Raw genomic sequence first — 15,103 nt, forward strand, 5'->3', positions numbered from 1 at the left:
TCCGCGCGCCCCCTGCGGGTAACCTCCGGGTCATGTCCCGCCATGTCGCGATCGTCACCGATTCCACGGCCTACCTGCCGCCCCAGACGATGGAGCGGCACGGTATCAGCGCGGTGCCGCTGACCGTGGTCCTGGGGGACCAGGCCCTGGAAGAGGGCACCGAGATCTCGGCGCGGTCCCTCGCGCACGCCCTGCAGAAGCGGCGCTCCGTCACCACGTCGCGGCCGGGCCCCGAGGTGTTCGCCGCCCACTACCGCGAGGCCGCCGAGGCGGGCGCCACCAGCATCGTCTCGCTGCACCTGTCGGCGGAGCTGTCCGGCACCTACGAGGCCGCGCTGCTCGCCGCCCGCGAGGCGCCCGTGCCGGTCCGGGTCGTCGACACCGGGATGGTCGCGATGGCGCTGGGCTTCTGCGCCCTCGCCGCGGCCGAGGCGGCGCAGGCCGGATACACCCTGGACGAGATCGTCGCGGCGGCCGAGAAGCGCGCCGCCGGCACGTCCGCGTACTTCTACGTCGACACCCTCGACTACCTGCGCCGCGGCGGGCGCATCGGCGCGGCCCGCGCCCTGCTCGGCTCGGCGCTGGCGGTGAAGCCGCTGCTGGAGCTGACCGGCGGGCGGATCGAACCGCGGGAGAAGGTGCGCACCGCCTCGAAGGCCATCGCGCGGCTGGAGGAGATCGCCGCCGAACGGGCGGGCAGGGCCCGCGTCGACATCGCCGTGCACCACCTCGCCGCGGCCGAACGCGCGGAGACGCTCGCCGGGCACCTGCGCGAACGCGTTCCCGGTCTCGCCGACCTCCACGTCAGCGAAGTCGGCGCCGTGATCGGCGCCCACACCGGTCCGGGGCTGCTCGGAGTGGTCGTCTCCCAGCGGTGATCTCACCCTGAGGGGTGGCGGGGTTATCCCCAACTGCCGGGTTATCCACGGGAAATCGGTACGACCGCCCGGGTTCGCACGCTTGTGTCTACCGTGTGGTCCATGACGACTCGAACACACTCCGTGACCGCGCGTGCGGACGCCTCCCCTCGACCCTCCACCGCTACGAGCGGGCCCGGCAGGTCCCCGGGCTCCGACCGTCCGGCGCGCGGCCGCACCGGCGTGCCCCGGACGCGAGGGCGCCACCGCGGCCGTGCCGACGCGGCGCGGGACGCGGTGGCCGCCTACGCGCTTCGGCGCAGGGCGGACGCGCTGATGGCGAGCGCCCCACGACCCGCCCGTGCGCACCCTCGCGCGACCCAACAGCCCTTGGGGGAACGGCCCGCGGCCTCCCAGCCCCCGAGCGCGCAACCCCCGAGCGCGCAACCCCCGAGCGCACAACCCCGGGTCGGGGAACCCCGGGTCGGGGAGCCCCGGGTCGTGGAGCTAGGGGTCGTGGAGCTAGGGGTCGAGGAGCCGCGGGCCGAACACCTCGGGGCCGGGCAGCTCGGGGCCGAGCAGCTCGTGGGCGGGGTACCGGGTGGGGGAGAGCCGGGCGGGAGCGCGGTGGGCCCGGTGGAGGTGGGTGCCGGTGAGCCCGGCACGGCCGCCACCGGGGCGCCCGCCGCCGAACCAGCGCAGCCGCCGCCCCGGGGTGTTCCGCTCCGGCGGGTGCGACCGGCCGGCCGGGTGGGGGAGCCGTCCCCTTCCCCGTACGCGCCGCCGGGGTGGCTACCCCGCCCGTCCCTGTCGCCACCGCGCACCGACGGGGCGCCCGAGTCGCCGTCACCCCCGCCACCGCCCCCCGCACCGTCGCCCGTCGCGGCCCGGCAGCAGTGGCAGCAGCGGCAGCAGTGGTGGATCGCGGTGCGTGAGCGGTTGCCCCTGTGGGTTCAGCTGCGGTGCGGGCTCGAACGCCGCACGCTGGCCGCGCTCGCCGTGCTGCTCGTCCTGGGGGTGGTGCTCGCCGGTCGCTTCTTCTGGACGGGCCGCCCCGAGACGGTGCACGCCCCGGAGGTGGTGGTGCGCGCCGAGCCCGCGGCGACCGCCTCGGCGGACCCGCAACCGCCCGTCGACCGGCAGGTCGCCGCGCCACCGGTGGCCGCGCCGACGACCGTGGTCGTCGTCGACGTGAGCGGCAAGGTCCGCCGTCCCGGCGTGCTGAGGCTCCCGGCGGGCGCCCGGGTCGTCGACGCGCTGCGGGCCGCGGGAGGCGTACCGCCGGGCACGGACACGACCGGGCTCAACAGGGCCCGTGTCCTGGTCGACGGCGAACACGTCCTGGTCGGGGTGCCCGCGGCCGCCGGGCCGCCGGGGACACCGCCCGTGGCCGATCCGCAGGGCGTCGCGGGAGGCGCCGCCACGGGCGGACCGATCAGCCTCAACAGCGCCACCGTCGAACAGCTCGACACGCTGCCCGGCGTGGGACCGGTTCTCGCCCGCCACATCATCGACCACCGAACCCGGCACGGGGGTTTCCGGTCCGTGGAGGAGCTGCGGGAGGTGCGCGGCATCGGCGCCCGCCGGTTCGCCGACCTCCGTACGCTCGTCACGCCGTGACCCGCCCCGAGGCGCCGCCGCGCGGTGCGGCCGACCGGCCGACCGCGGACGCCGTGCCGCGGCGTCCCTCCCGGCCGCTGGTCCACAGCAGGTCCGGCCACCGGCTGGGAGCCGCCCGCCCGCGACAGGAGGAACCGGCCGACCTGAGGCTGGTCGCGCCCGCCGCGGCGGCCTGGGGGGCGGCCGCGCTCGCCCTGGGCGCGCCGGGCTGGTGGACCGTGCTCGGAGTCACCTCGTGCGGGGCGGTCGCCGCGGTCCTCCTGCTCCGCGGGCGGACCGCGCGCGGACCGGCGGCCTTCGCGCGGCGGGGGAGGACCACCGCGTGCGCCGCGGTGCTGCTGTGCGCGGCGGCCGGGGCGGCGTCCGCCGGACTGCACGGAGCGGACCTGCGGCGGGGGCCCGTCCCGGTGCTGGCGGCCGAACACCGCAGGGTCGGGGTCGAGCTGTCGGTCGTCTCCGATCCGCGCCCCGTCGTCCCGCGGGTCCGCGGCAACCACGCGATGCCCGCCTCCGTCATGCTGGACGCCGAGGTGACGCGGGTGACGGCGCCCGACGGGACCGTCGCACGGGTCCGCACACCGGTCCTGGTCCTCGCCCGGCCGGGCGAGGACCGGCGGGCCGCCGCGGTCTGGCTGCGGCTGCTGCCCTCCACCGTGCTCCGCGCGGAGGGCCGGCTCGCGCAGCCGCGCCGGTCCGGTGACCCCTTCGCCGCCGTGCTGTACGTGGACGGCGGGCCGCCGCGGGTCACCGGGCCGCCGAACGGGCCGCAGCGCGTCGCCGGCCGGTTGCGCGCCGGCCTGCGGGAGGCGACGGACGACCTGCCCCGGGACGCGCGGGCACTGCTGCCGGGCCTGGTCGTCGGTGACACGTCACGGATCCCGGAGGACCTGCGGGCCGCGTTCCAAGCGACCGACCTGACACATCTTCTGGCCGTCTCGGGGAGCAACCTGACCATTGTCCTGCTGTTGTTGATCGGGCCCGCGGGGAGAGCGCTGCACGCGGAGCGGGGTGGGCTCGCGCCCCGGCTCGGTGTGTCCCTGCGCGCGACGGCCCTGCTGGGCGGGGGCCTCACGGTGGCGTTCGTGGTGGTGTGCCGGCCGGAGCCGAGCGTGCTGCGGGCGGCGGCGTGCGGGGCGGTCACCCTGCTCGCCATCGCCACGGGCCGCCGCCGGTCGCTGATCCCCGCCCTCGCCGCCGCCGTGCTGCTCCTGGTGCTGTACGAACCGTGGTTGGCCCGCGCCTACGGTTTCCTGCTGTCCGTCCTCGCCACCGGCGCCCTGCTGACGATCGCGCCGCGGTGGAGCGCCGCCCTCCAGGCCCGCGGCATCCCGCCCCGGCCGGCGGAGGCGCTTGCCGCGGCTGCCGCAGCGCAGGCGGTGTGCGCCCCGGTGGTGGCGGTGTTCGCGGGCCGCGTGAGCCTGGTGGCCATCCCCTGCAACGTCCTCGCCGAGCTGGCCGTCGCCCCGGCGACGGTGCTCGGGTTCGCCGCCCTGGCGGTGGCGCCGGTGGCCATACCGGTGGCCCGGCTGGTCGCCGACTGCGCCGCCTGGCCCGCCGGGTGGGTGGCGAGCGTCGCGCGCACCGGAGCGGCGCTGCCCGGCGCGGAGGCCGAGTGGCCGGGCGGTTGGCGGGGCGGGCTGCTGCTCGCCACCGTGACGGTCGCGCTGCTCTTCGCCGTCCGGCGGCTGCCGCACCGGCCCTGGGTCGCCGCCGGTTGCGTCCTCGTCCTGTTGGTGGCGGTCGTGCGGCCGGCGCCGCTCACCCGCGTCGTCACCGGCTGGCCGCCACCGGGTTGGGTCTTCACGATGTGCGACGTCGGCCAGGGCGACGCGACCGTGCTGGCGGCCGGCGACGGCGCGGCCGTCGTCGTCGACGCCGGGCCCGACCCCGAGCCGGTTGACCGCTGCCTGCGCGAACTCCAGGTGACCCGCGTGCCGTTGGTGCTGCTCACCCACTTCCACGCCGACCACGTCACCGGCCTCCCCGGGGTGCTGCGCGGACGGTCCGTCGGTGTCATCCAGACCACCGCCCTCCACGACCCGCCCGCCCAGGCGGCGTTCGTCCGCCGGACGGCGGCGGCCGCACGGGTGCCGGTGGTCCGTGCGGCACCCGGCGAGCGGCGCCGCACCGGCCCGCTCGACTGGCAGGTGCTCTGGCCGGCGGCCCGGCCCGGTTTCGTCCCCGAGGGGCCCAACGACGCCAGCGTCACCCTGCTCGTGCGCACCCGGTCGGGGGTGACGCTGCTGCTCCTCGGCGACCTGGAACCGCCGGCCCAGCGCGGCCTGGCGCTGGCCCACCCGGCGCTGCCGCCGGTGGACGTACTGAAGGTGGCCCACCACGGCTCGGCCCACCAGGACCCCGGTCTGCTCCGCCGGGCGAGACCCAGACTCGCCCTGGTGTCGGCGGGGCGGGACAACCCGTACGGGCACCCCTCGCCGCACACCCTCGACGCCCTCCGCGAGGCGGGCGCCGCGGTCCTGCGCACCGACCGGGACGGCGCCATCGCGGTGACCGGCTCCGGCCGCGACCTCAAGGCCGTGGCCGGACATCCGCCCGACGGCCGGGACGCGCCGTGACCGCGGCCCCGCACGAGCGCGGAGCCGGTACCCGCCGGACGTCACGCGGGACCGCACGGCAGGCCCACCTGGCGGCCGGCCGCACCGGGAGGGGTTGAACAATGGTGTCGTGAACGGAGTGAACGAAGACAACCGCACCGGCGACGTCCGGCACGTGCTCGTCCTGCCCGACCGGGACGCCGCGGCCGAGGTCGCCGAGGCGCTCGGCGAGCGGTTCGCACTGCACGAGGAGCCGCTCCTCGTGCGCGACGCCCTCGCGGGCGAGGACGACGCCGAGGACGCCCAGTGGCTCGTGGTGGTCGAGGACCCGGACGGCCGCTTCTCCGCCGCCGAGCTGGACGACCTCGCCGCCGAGTGGGACGGCTGGCGCGAGGAGCCATAGGGCTGTCAGGGGAGCCGTCGACGGGAAGAGGCCGGCCGGGGGCCCGGCAGGGGGCTCGACCGGGGGACCCGGCAGGGGCCCGGCCGGCGGCCGGCGCTGTGGGCCCGGCGGGGGCCGGGAGAGACGGCGGGCACCGGTGGGGCGAGGGAGGCGAGGGAGGCGAGGGAGGAGTTCCGTGCCGGGTGGTGGGCGCTGCGGGTGAGGAGGGCCGCCGGGCCGAGTGGTGCCGGTGAGGGGCGGGCCGGGCCGTGCGGTGGCACGGGCGCGGCCGGGTGTCGGTGGCCCGTGGGATGCTGGGCGTGATGGCTCCCAAGAACCCGACCGACGACCCGCTCGCCCCCGTCACCCTCGCCGTGGGCCAGGAGGACCTCCTCCTGGACCGCGCCGTCGCGCAGGTGGTGACCGCGGCGCGGGCCGCCGACGCCGACACCGACGTCCGCGACCTGACCGCCGACCAGCTCCAGCCCGGCGGCCTCGCCGAGCTGACCAGCCCCTCGCTCTTCGCCGAGCGCAAGGTCCTGATCGTGCGCAACGCCCAGGACCTGCCCGCGGACACCGTCAAGGACATCAAGGCGTATCTGGCCTCGCCCGTCGAGGACATCTCGCTCGTCCTCCTCCACCCCGGGGGAGCGAAGGGCAAGGGCCTCCTCGACGCCGCGCGGAAGGCGGGCGCCCGCGAGGTCGCCTGCCCCAAGACGACGAAGCCGGCGGAGCGTCTGACGTTCGTGCGGCAGGAGTTCCGGGCGCAGGGCAGGTCGGCCACGCCGGAGGCGTGCCAGGCGCTCGTCGACGCGATCGGCAGCGACCTGCGCGAGCTGTCCAGTGCCGTCTCGCAGCTCACGGCGGACGTCGAGGGCACCATCGACGAGGCCGTCGTCGGCCGCTACTACACCGGCCGCGCCGAGGCGTCCAGCTTCAACGTCGCCGACCGGGCCGTGGAGGGCCGCGCCGCCGAGGCGCTGGAGGCCCTGCGCTGGTCCCTGTCGACCGGCGTGGCTCCCGTACTGATCACGAGCGCGCTGGCGCAGGGCGTGCGCGCCATCGGGAAGCTGTCCTCCGCGCGCGGGGGCCGGCCCGCCGACCTCGCCCGCGAGCTGGGCATGCCGCCCTGGAAGATCGACCGGGTGCGCCAGCAGATGCGGGGCTGGACCCCGGACGGCGTGGCCGTCGCCCTGCGGGCCGTCGCCGAGGCCGACGCGGGCGTCAAGGGAGGCGGGGACGATCCCGTGTACGCCCTGGAGAAGGCGGTCGTCACCATCGCCCGCGCCGCCCGCTCCCGCCGCTGAGACGTCCAGCCGGTGCCGGTGCGCACACCTCGCCGGGGCATACCGGCCGGTGCCGATGCGCCCTCCGGGCCTGGCCCCGCCGGTGCGCACACCCCGCCGGTGCGCACCGCCGGTGTCGATGCGTACGCCCGGGCCTGGGCCCCGGCGAGGCGGCCGCGGCCGGGGCCGGGTATGCCGAAGGCCCCGAGGCCGTTCTGGGGAAGAACGGCCTCGGGGCCTTCGGTTCACGATGCTGAGCCCGTACCCGCGTGGCGAACGCAGGCCGCGTACGAGCTCGGGGGTGCCGGTCGGGAGCGTGGTTGAGAGGGCCCGCTTGGGTCCCTTCCGGCGATCAAGTCTTCCGGGTCGGTCCCTGCCGGGGCGTGTGCCCGGGAGGGTCCGGCCGGTTCCGGGGACGGTGCCCCCGGGACAGGGGAAGCTCAGCCCTGCAGGGTGGAGACCCGGGCAGCCAGCGCCGACTTCTTGTTGGCGGCGGCGTTCTTGTGGATGACACCCTTGGAGACGGCCTTGTCGAGCTTGCGGGACGCCTCGCGGACCGCCACGGCGGCCTTCTCGACGTCACCCGCGGCGGCAGCCTCACGGGCCTTGCGGATCGCGGTCTTGAGCGACGACTTGACGGCCTTGTTGCGCAGGCGCGCCTTCTCGTTCGTCTTGTTCCGCTTGATCTGGGACTTGATGTTCGCCACGAAAGAGCCTTTTCAGGTTCGTAAGGATTCCTCAGAGTGTGTCACGCTGCTTGAGAGGGCCACGAGACACAGCTGCCCAGGCTACCAGCAGCTCTTCGGGCGGCCCAAACCGAGCGCCCGTCCCCGTCCGTGGGACCATGGAAGCTACGTATCGATCCGACGTCGACCCGAGCAGAGACACCGGCGTACGCCCGTGCGTCTCGAGAATCAGGACCCTGCGTGCCCGCGACCCCTACCCACGTGCCCGAGCCGAGCCGTACCGACCCGGCACTGATCCGCAACTTCTGCATCATCGCGCACATCGACCACGGCAAGTCGACCCTTGCCGACCGGATGCTCCAGCTGACCGGTGTGGTCGAGCAGCGGCAGATGCGCGCTCAGTATCTCGACCGCATGGACATCGAGCGCGAGCGCGGCATCACCATCAAGTCCCAGGCCGTGCGCCTGCCCTGGGCTCCCACCGAGGGTGAGGGGCAGGGCCGGACCCACATCCTCAACATGATCGACACCCCGGGCCACGTGGACTTCACGTACGAGGTGTCCCGCTCGCTCGCCGCCTGCGAGGGCACGGTCCTCCTCGTCGACGCCGCACAGGGCATCGAGGCGCAGACCCTCGCCAACCTCTACCTGGCGATGGAGAACGACCTCACCATCGTCCCGGTCCTCAACAAGATCGACCTGCCGGCCGCGCAGCCGGAGAAGTTCGCCGAGGAGCTGGCGAACCTGGTCGGCTGCGACCCGTCCGACGTGCTGCGGGTCTCGGCGAAGACGGGTCTGGGCGTGGAGGCGCTGCTCGACCGCGTGGTCAGGGAGGTCCCGGCGCCGGTGGGCGTCGCCGACGCCCCCGCCCGCGCGATGATCTTCGACTCGGTCTACGACTCCTACCGCGGTGTCGTCACCTACGTCCGTGTCATCGACGGGCAGCTCAACAAGCGCGAGCGCATCCGCATGATGTCCACCGGCGCGACGCACGAGCTGCTGGAGATCGGGACGAACTCGCCGGAGATGCTCCCGGCCGACGGTCTCGGCGTCGGTGAGGTCGGCTACCTGATCACGGGTGTGAAGGACGTCCGGCAGTCCAAGGTCGGTGACACGATCACCACCCTCCACAAGGGCGCCACCGAGGCCCTCGGCGGGTACAAGGACCCCAAGCCGATGGTGTTCTCCGGCCTCTACCCGCTCGACGGCTCCGACTACCCGGAGCTGCGCGACGCGCTCGACAAGCTCCAGCTCAACGACGCGGCGCTGGTCTACGAGCCGGAGACCTCCGCGGCCCTCGGCTTCGGTTTCCGCGTGGGCTTCCTCGGGCTGCTGCACCTCGACGTGATCCGGGAGCGGCTGGAGCGCGAGTTCGGCCTCGACCTGATCGCCACGGCGCCGAACGTGGTCTACCGGGTCCTCATGGAGGACGGCACCGAGCACACCGTCACCAACCCGAGCGAGTTCCCCGAGGGCAAGATCAGCGAGGTGTACGAGCCGGTCGTCCGCGCGACGATCCTCGCGCCCTCCGAGTTCATCGGCTCGATCATGGAGCTGTGCCAGACGCGCCGCGGCACCCTCCTCGGCATGGACTACCTCTCCGAGGACCGCGTCGAGATCCGCTACACGCTGCCCCTCGCGGAGATCGTCTTCGACTTCTTCGACCAGCTGAAGTCCAAGACCCGCGGCTACGCCTCCCTCGACTACGAGCCCACCGGCGAGCAGAGCAGCTCCCTGGTCAAGGTGGACATCCTGCTCCACGGCGACAAGGTCGACGCCTTCTCCGCCATCACGCACAAGGACGCGGCGTACGCGTACGGCGTGCGGCTCGTGGCGAAGCTGCGCGAGCTCATCCCGCGGCAGGCGTTCGAGGTGCCGATCCAGGCGGCCATCGGCTCGCGCGTCATCGCCCGCGAGACCATCCGCGCCATCCGCAAGGACGTCCTCGCCAAGTGCTACGGCGGTGACATCTCCCGGAAGCGCAAGCTGCTGGAGAAGCAGAAGGAAGGCAAGAAGCGGATGAAGATGGTCGGCTCCGTGGAGGTGCCGCAGGAGGCCTTCATCGCGGTCCTGTCCAGCGACGAGTCGGCGGGCAAGGGCAAGAAGTAACGGCCCGGCGCCGGCCCGTCGCCCGCGGTGGGCGACGGCCCGGCACCCGTCGCGCGGAGGCGCCTGTCCGGATGACGGACGGGCGCCTCCCCCTTTTGACCCCGTCCCGCAGTCGTTATGAACCGGGTATGAATCCCGAGGCCGCTGCCCCTTACGCCGCGGACAACGGCGCTCTAACCTGATCCCGCTCGGGGTTACTCGCGAGTTAAACAACCAGCCGTTGATCCACGCTTTTCCCGCAGCAGTGAACAGCCCGCACGACGTGCGGCACCTGCCAGGCCCGCCGGAGGACGCCGTGAGCGACACACAGACCCAGATCGAGAACCGGCCGCCCTCCGTGGCGACCCTCTTCCTTGAGCGTGTGGCCAGGACCCCGGACGCGGAGGCCTACCGCTACCCCGTGCCCTCCGCCACCGGCCAGGGGCCCGACGACTGGAAGGCGCTCAGCTGGGCCCAGGCGGCGGAGCGGGTGTTCGCCGTCGCCGCCGGCCTCGTCGACCTCGGCGTACGCCCCGAGGAGCGCGTCGCCCTCGCCTCCTCGACGCGCGTCGAGTGGATCCTCGCGGACCTCGGCGTCATGTGCGCGGGCGCCGCCACCACCACGGTCTACCCGCAGACCAACGCCGAGGAGTCGGCGTACATCCTCGCGGACTCCGAGAGCCGGGTCCTGATCGCCGAGGACGGCACCCAGCTGGCGAAGGCCCGGGAGCGCCGCGCCGACCTGCCGGAGCTGCGCCACGTCGTCGTCATCGACGCCGCCGCCGCGCAGCCGGCCGAAGGCGACCCCGAGGGGTGGGTGCTCTCGCTCGACGAGCTGGAGGAGCGCGGCCGCGCCCACCTGAAGGAGCACCCGGAAGCGGTCCGGGAGCGCGTCGAGGCGATCACCGCCGACCAGCTCGCCACCCTCATCTACACCTCCGGCACCACCGGCCGCCCCAAGGGCGTGCGCCTCCCGCACGACAACTGGTCGTACATGGCGAAGGCCATCGCCGCGACGTCCCTGGTCCGCGAGGACGACGTCCAGTACCTGTGGCTGCCCCTCGCCCACGTCTTCGGCAAGGTGCTGATCTCCGGGCAGATCGAGGTGGGGCACGTGACCGCCGTCGACGGACGCATCGAGAAGATCATCGAGAACCTGCCGGTCGTGCAGCCGACCTACATGGCGTCCGTGCCGCGCATCTTCGAGAAGGTCTACAACGGCGTCGTCGCCAAGGCGCGGGCCGGCGGCCCCGCCAAGTACCGGATCTTCCAGTGGGCGGCGGGCGTCGCCCGCGAGTACGCCAAGGCCACCCAGGACAGCTTCCGGCGCACCGGGCATGCCAAGGCGCCCCTGGGCCTCACGGCGAAGCACAAGGTGGCCGACGCGCTGGTCTACTCGAAGCTGCGCGAGGCGTTCGGCGGCAGGCTGCGCGCCGCCGTGTCCGGCTCCGTCGCGCTCGCGCCCGAGATCGGGTACTTCTTCTCCGGCGCCGGCATCCACATCCTGGAGGGCTACGGGCTGACGGAGTCGTCCGCCGCCTCCTTCGTGAACCCGGGCGAGGCGTACCGCACCGGCACGGTCGGCAAGCCGCTGCCCGGCTGCGAGGTGCGCATCGCGGACGACGGCGAGATCCTGCTGCGCGGCCCCGGCATCATGCAGGGCTACCACAAGCTGCCCGAGAAGACGGCCGAGGTCCTGGAGCCCGACGGCTGGTTCCACACGGGTGACATCGGGGAGCTCTCCGCCGACGGCTACCTGCGGATCACCGACCGCAAGAAGGACCTGTTCAAGACCTCCGGCGGCAAGTACGTCGCGCCGACCGAGATCGAGGGCCACTTCAAGGCCCTGTGCCCGTTCGTCTCCAACATCGTCGTGCTCGGCGCGGATCGGAACTTCTGCTCCGCCCTCATCGCCCTGGACGAGGCCGCGCTGCGGGGGTGGGCCGGGGACCAGGGGCTCGCCGACCTGCCCTACGCCGAGCTGGTGGCCACCCGGCAGGTGCGGGAGATGGTCCAGGGCTACGTCGACCGGCTCAACGAGGGCCTCCAGCGCTGGCAGACGATCAAGAAGTTCCGGCTGCTGCCGCGTGACCTCGACGTCGAGCACGGCGAGCTCACACCCAGCCTCAAGCTGAAGCGGCCCGTGGTGGAGCGCGAGTACAAGAACCTCATCGAGGAGATGTACGAGGGCGCCCGCGAGGCCTGACGCGGCACGCCCCGCGGCGCGGGGCTCCGGCCCGACGGACGCGGGGCGGCGGACCGAGGGGCGCGGGAGGCGGTGGTGGGCAGGCCCACCGCGCCCCCGACCCCGGTCCGCCGTCCACCGCCCTCCCACGCCCGCCGTCCGCCCCCGGACCTCCCGCCCCGGCGGCCCCGAGTCCGCCGCCCTTCCACGCCCGCCGTCCGCCCGCGGCCCCCGCCCTCCCGCCGTCCGCCGCCCGCCCGGGACCGCTCCACCCGGCGGTGACGGACAATGGACCCCATGCCTTCCGTACTGCCCGATGGTGAGCCCATGCCCGAGGACGGGGCGCTGCCCCCGTCCGCCCTGCACGGGGGCGCGGACCGGCCGCTCGGGTTCTACCTGCACGTGCCGTACTGCGCCACCCGCTGCGGCTACTGCGACTTCAACACCTACACCGCCACCGAGCTGCGCGGCTCCGGCGGCGTGCTCGCCTCGCGCGACAACTACGCGCAGACCCTCACCGACGAGGTGCGTCTCGCCCGCAAGGTCCTCGGCGACGACCCCCGCCCGGTGCGGACGGTCTTCGTCGGCGGCGGTACGCCCACGCTCCTCGCCGCCGGCGACCTCGTGCGGATGCTCGGCGCTATCCGCGACGAGTTCGGGCTCGCGGACGACGCGGAGGTGACCACGGAGGCCAATCCGGAGTCCGTCGACCCGGCCTACCTCGCCGAGCTGCGCGAGGGCGGCTTCGACCGGATCTCCTTCGGCATGCAGAGCGCCCGGCAGCACGTCCTGAAGGTGCTCGACCGCACCCACACGCCGGGCCGCCCCGAGGCGTGCGTCGCCGAGGCCCGCGCCGCCGGCTTCGACCACGTCAACCTGGACCTCATCTACGGCACCCCCGGTGAGAGTGACGACGACTGGCGCGCCTCCCTCGAAGCGGCCGTCGGCGCGGGCCCGGACCACGTCTCCGCGTACGCGCTGATCGTCGAGGAGGGGACCCAGCTGGCCCGCCGGATCCGACGCGGGGAGGTCCCGATGACCGATGACGACGTGCACGCCGACCGGTACCTGATCGCCGACTCGGTCCTCGCCGACGCCGGGTTCGCGTGGTACGAGGTCTCCAACTGGGCGACCTCCGAGGCGGGCCGCTGCCTGCACAACGAGCTGTACTGGCGCGGCGCCGACTGGTGGGGCGCCGGCCCCGGCGCGCACAGCCACGTCGGCGGAGTCCGCTGGTGGAACGTGAAGCACCCCGGTGCCTACGCCGCCGCCCTCGCGGCGGGGCGCTCTCCCGGCGCCGGCCGGGAGCTGCTGTCCGACGAGGACCGGCGCGTCGAGCGGGTCCTGCTGGAGCTGCGCCTGCGCGACGGCTGCCCGCTGTCACTGCTGCGGCCCGCCGGGCTGGCCGCCGCCGAGCGCGCGGTCGGCGACGGGCTGCTGGAGCCCGCGCCGTACGCCGGGGGCCGCGCCGTCCTGACCCTGCGCGGGCGGCTCCTCGCCGACGCGGTGGTGCGGGACCTGGTCGACTGACCCGCCGGCCCCGGCCCCCCGGCACGCACCGCCCCCGGCCCCCCCGGCCCGGGGCCACGCACGGACCCGCCCGGCCCCGGCCCCTCACCCCCCGTGCGTGCCGACGGTCACGTGGTCGATGAGCCGCTCCACCCCCCCGAGCAGCTCCGGTTCCAGGTCGCGGTAGGAGCGCACGGCGCCGAGGATCCGCTGCCAGGCCGCCCCGGTGTTCCCCGGCCAGCCCAGGGCCCGGCACACGCCCGTCTTCCAGTCCTCCCCGCGCGGCACCGCCGGCCACGCGGGGATGCCGAGCGACGACGGCTTCACGGCCTGCCACACGTCCACGTACGGGTGCCCCACCACCAGGACGTGCGGGTCCGTCACCGACGCGGCGATGCGCGACTCCTTCGACCCGGGCACCAGGTGGTCCACCAGCACCCCGAGCCGGGCGTCCGGGCCCGGACGGAAGTCCCGCACGATGGCCGGCAGGTCGTCGACGCCCTCCAGGTACTCGACGACCACGCCCTCGATCCGCAGGTCGTCGCCCCACACCCGCTCCACCAGCTCCGCGTCGTGGCGCCCCTCGACGTAGATCCGCCCCGCCCGCGCCACCCGGGCCCGCGCCCCCGGCACGGCGATGGACCCGGACGCCGTACGGGACGGGCGCGCCGGGGCGGCGGCGGCCGGCCGGACCAGCGTCACCGCGCGGCCCTCCAGCAGGAACCCGCGCGGCACCAGCGGGAAGACCCGGTGCTTGCCGAAGCGGTCCTCCAGGGTCACCGTCCCCGCCTCGCACCGGACCACCGCCCCGCAGAAGCCGCTGCCCGCCTCCTCGACCACCAGGTCCGGCTCGGCGGGCACCTCCGGCACGGGGGCGGGCTTCTTCCAGGACGGGGTGAGATCGGGGTCGTAACGGCGCATGACTCTCTCGGCTCCGGGGGCGTGACGGGCGCCGACCCGCCCCCGGGGACGTCCCCCGGGCGCGGCGGCGCGCACTGCGCCCGACGCTACGACACCGCGAACCGCCGGGCCAGCTCATCGCGTTGGGCGCGTACGAACGCGGCGTCGACGACCGCCCCGTGCCCCGGCACGTAGCGGGCGCCCGCGCCGCCCAGCTCCAGCAGCCGGTCCAGCGCGGCCGGCCAGCGGGAGGGCACGGCGTCCGGGCCCGCCTGCGGCTCGCCCGACTCCTCGACGAGGTCCCCGCAGAAGACCACTCCGGGCGGCCCGCCCCCCTCCGGGCGGCCTCCCGCGTCCCCTTCCGCGCCCGGGACCAGCAGCGCCAGGTCGTGACCCGTGTGGCCCGGGCCCACGTCGGCCAGCAGCACCCGGCGGTCCCCGAGGTCGAGCGTCCAGTCGCCGCACACCAGGTGGTGCGGGCGGACCAGCACGTCCACCGCCTCGCCCGCCTCCCGCCGGGGCACGCCCTCGCGCACGGCGTCGTCCCGCAGTGCGTCCCGCTCCGAGGCCAGCACCTCGTCGAGCCCCATCGCGCCGAACACCTGGGCGCCCGCGAAGGCCGCCGCGCCCAGCACGTGGTCGAAGTGCGCGTGGCTCAGTGCGATGTGCGTCACGCGCCGGCCGCCCAGCAGTCCCTGGACCTGGCCGCGGAGCGCCGCTCCCTCGCGCAGCGTCGACCCCGCGTCGAACAGCAGCGCCGCGGCCCCGCCGACGACGAGTCCCACGGTGGCGTCCCAGCCCGGGAGCCGCGTGCGGCCCACGCCCGGTGCGAGGCGCTCCCAACCGAACTCTTCCCAAGCGACGTCCATACCGCGACGCTATCGGCAACGCCCCCGCCCGGCGCGCGGTACGGTGAGCGGCCCCCGTCCCGCCGCGCCCGCCGGGCAGGACGCATCGCCCTTGCCAGGCATTGACCTGGGCGCCGTACACTGGCCGCGGGGATGACTGGCACTCGGACGCGAAGAGTGCCAGCAG

The 15,103-nt window shown here is 75.1% G+C and carries 11 protein-coding genes; 8 read left to right on the plus strand and 3 right to left on the minus strand.

Going from position 1 to position 15,103, the window contains the following annotated elements; genetic code table 11:
- Positions 1-32: 32 nt before the first annotated feature.
- The 5 genes from LPA54_RS27430 (at position 33) to holA (ending at position 6,721) form a co-directional block, all read left to right on the plus strand.
- Positions 33-878 carry a DegV family protein gene (locus LPA54_RS27430; protein WP_228982534.1) on the plus strand — a complete coding sequence of 282 codons (846 nt, stop codon included), beginning with the start codon at positions 33-35 and terminating at the stop codon, positions 876-878.
- A gap of 480 nt (positions 879-1,358) precedes the next feature.
- Positions 1,359-2,477 (plus strand): ComEA family DNA-binding protein, encoded by a 1,119-nt coding sequence (locus tag LPA54_RS27435; RefSeq protein ID WP_228982536.1) that lies wholly within the window; start codon positions 1,359-1,361, stop codon positions 2,475-2,477.
- Between the two features lie 53 nt (positions 2,478-2,530).
- Positions 2,531-5,053: a ComEC/Rec2 family competence protein gene (locus tag LPA54_RS27440; RefSeq protein ID WP_228982626.1), complete on the plus strand. Its 2,523-nt coding sequence runs from the start codon at positions 2,531-2,533 to the stop codon at positions 5,051-5,053.
- Between the two features lie 109 nt (positions 5,054-5,162).
- Positions 5,163-5,435 carry a hypothetical protein gene (locus tag LPA54_RS27445; protein WP_228982538.1) on the plus strand — a complete coding sequence of 91 codons (273 nt, stop codon included), beginning with the start codon at positions 5,163-5,165 and terminating at the stop codon, positions 5,433-5,435.
- Positions 5,436-5,734: 299 nt separating this feature from the next.
- Entirely contained in the window at positions 5,735-6,721 is a 987-nt protein-coding gene (gene holA / locus LPA54_RS27450) for a DNA polymerase III subunit delta (protein ID WP_228982540.1), read from the plus strand.
- Between the two features lie 419 nt (positions 6,722-7,140).
- On the opposite strand, the gene rpsT is transcribed toward holA, so the two are convergent.
- Entirely contained in the window at positions 7,141-7,407 is a 267-nt protein-coding gene (rpsT, locus tag LPA54_RS27455) for a 30S ribosomal protein S20 (RefSeq protein ID WP_228982543.1), read from the minus strand.
- A gap of 219 nt (positions 7,408-7,626) precedes the next feature.
- On the opposite strand from rpsT, the gene lepA reads away from it, so the two are divergent.
- The 3 genes from lepA (at position 7,627) to hemW (ending at position 13,189) form a co-directional block, all read left to right on the plus strand.
- Complete coding sequence (lepA, locus tag LPA54_RS27460; protein WP_228982545.1) at positions 7,627-9,495, plus strand: translation elongation factor 4; 1,869 nt, start codon at positions 7,627-7,629, stop codon at positions 9,493-9,495.
- Positions 9,496-9,790: 295 nt separating this feature from the next.
- Entirely contained in the window at positions 9,791-11,680 is a 1,890-nt protein-coding gene (locus LPA54_RS27465; protein ID WP_228982546.1) for a long-chain fatty acid--CoA ligase, read from the plus strand.
- A gap of 267 nt (positions 11,681-11,947) precedes the next feature.
- Positions 11,948-13,189 carry a radical SAM family heme chaperone HemW gene (gene hemW / locus LPA54_RS27470; protein WP_228982547.1) on the plus strand — a complete coding sequence of 414 codons (1,242 nt, stop codon included), beginning with the start codon at positions 11,948-11,950 and terminating at the stop codon, positions 13,187-13,189.
- An 84-nt stretch (positions 13,190-13,273) separates the two neighbouring features.
- Here hemW and LPA54_RS27475 read toward each other — a convergent pair whose 3' ends face one another.
- Both LPA54_RS27475 and LPA54_RS27480 read right to left on the minus strand, forming a co-directional pair.
- Entirely contained in the window at positions 13,274-14,089 is an 816-nt protein-coding gene (locus tag LPA54_RS27475; RefSeq protein ID WP_228982549.1) for a DUF3097 domain-containing protein, read from the minus strand.
- Between the two features lie 86 nt (positions 14,090-14,175).
- Entirely contained in the window at positions 14,176-14,937 is a 762-nt protein-coding gene (locus LPA54_RS27480) for an MBL fold metallo-hydrolase (protein ID WP_228982551.1), read from the minus strand.
- Positions 14,938-15,103 lie beyond the last annotated feature (166 nt).

Origin of the sequence: Streptomyces sp. DH12, from assembly GCF_020873895.1 — a bacterium.
Classification (GTDB): Bacteria; Actinomycetota; Actinomycetes; order Streptomycetales; family Streptomycetaceae; genus Streptomyces.

Bases quoted from the DNA above. Each gene is read 5' to 3' on its own strand.
- LPA54_RS27430 (WP_228982534.1), top strand. From the start codon at position 33: ATGTCCCGCCATGTCGCGATCGTCACCGATTCCACGGCCTACCTGCCG.
- hemW (WP_228982547.1), top strand. From the start codon at position 11,948: ATGGACCCCATGCCTTCCGTACTGCCCGATGGTGAGCCCATGCCCGAG.
- LPA54_RS27475 (WP_228982549.1), bottom strand. From the start codon at position 14,089: ATGCGCCGTTACGACCCCGATCTCACCCCGTCCTGGAAGAAGCCCGCC.
- LPA54_RS27480 (WP_228982551.1), bottom strand. From the start codon at position 14,937: ATGGACGTCGCTTGGGAAGAGTTCGGTTGGGAGCGCCTCGCACCGGGC.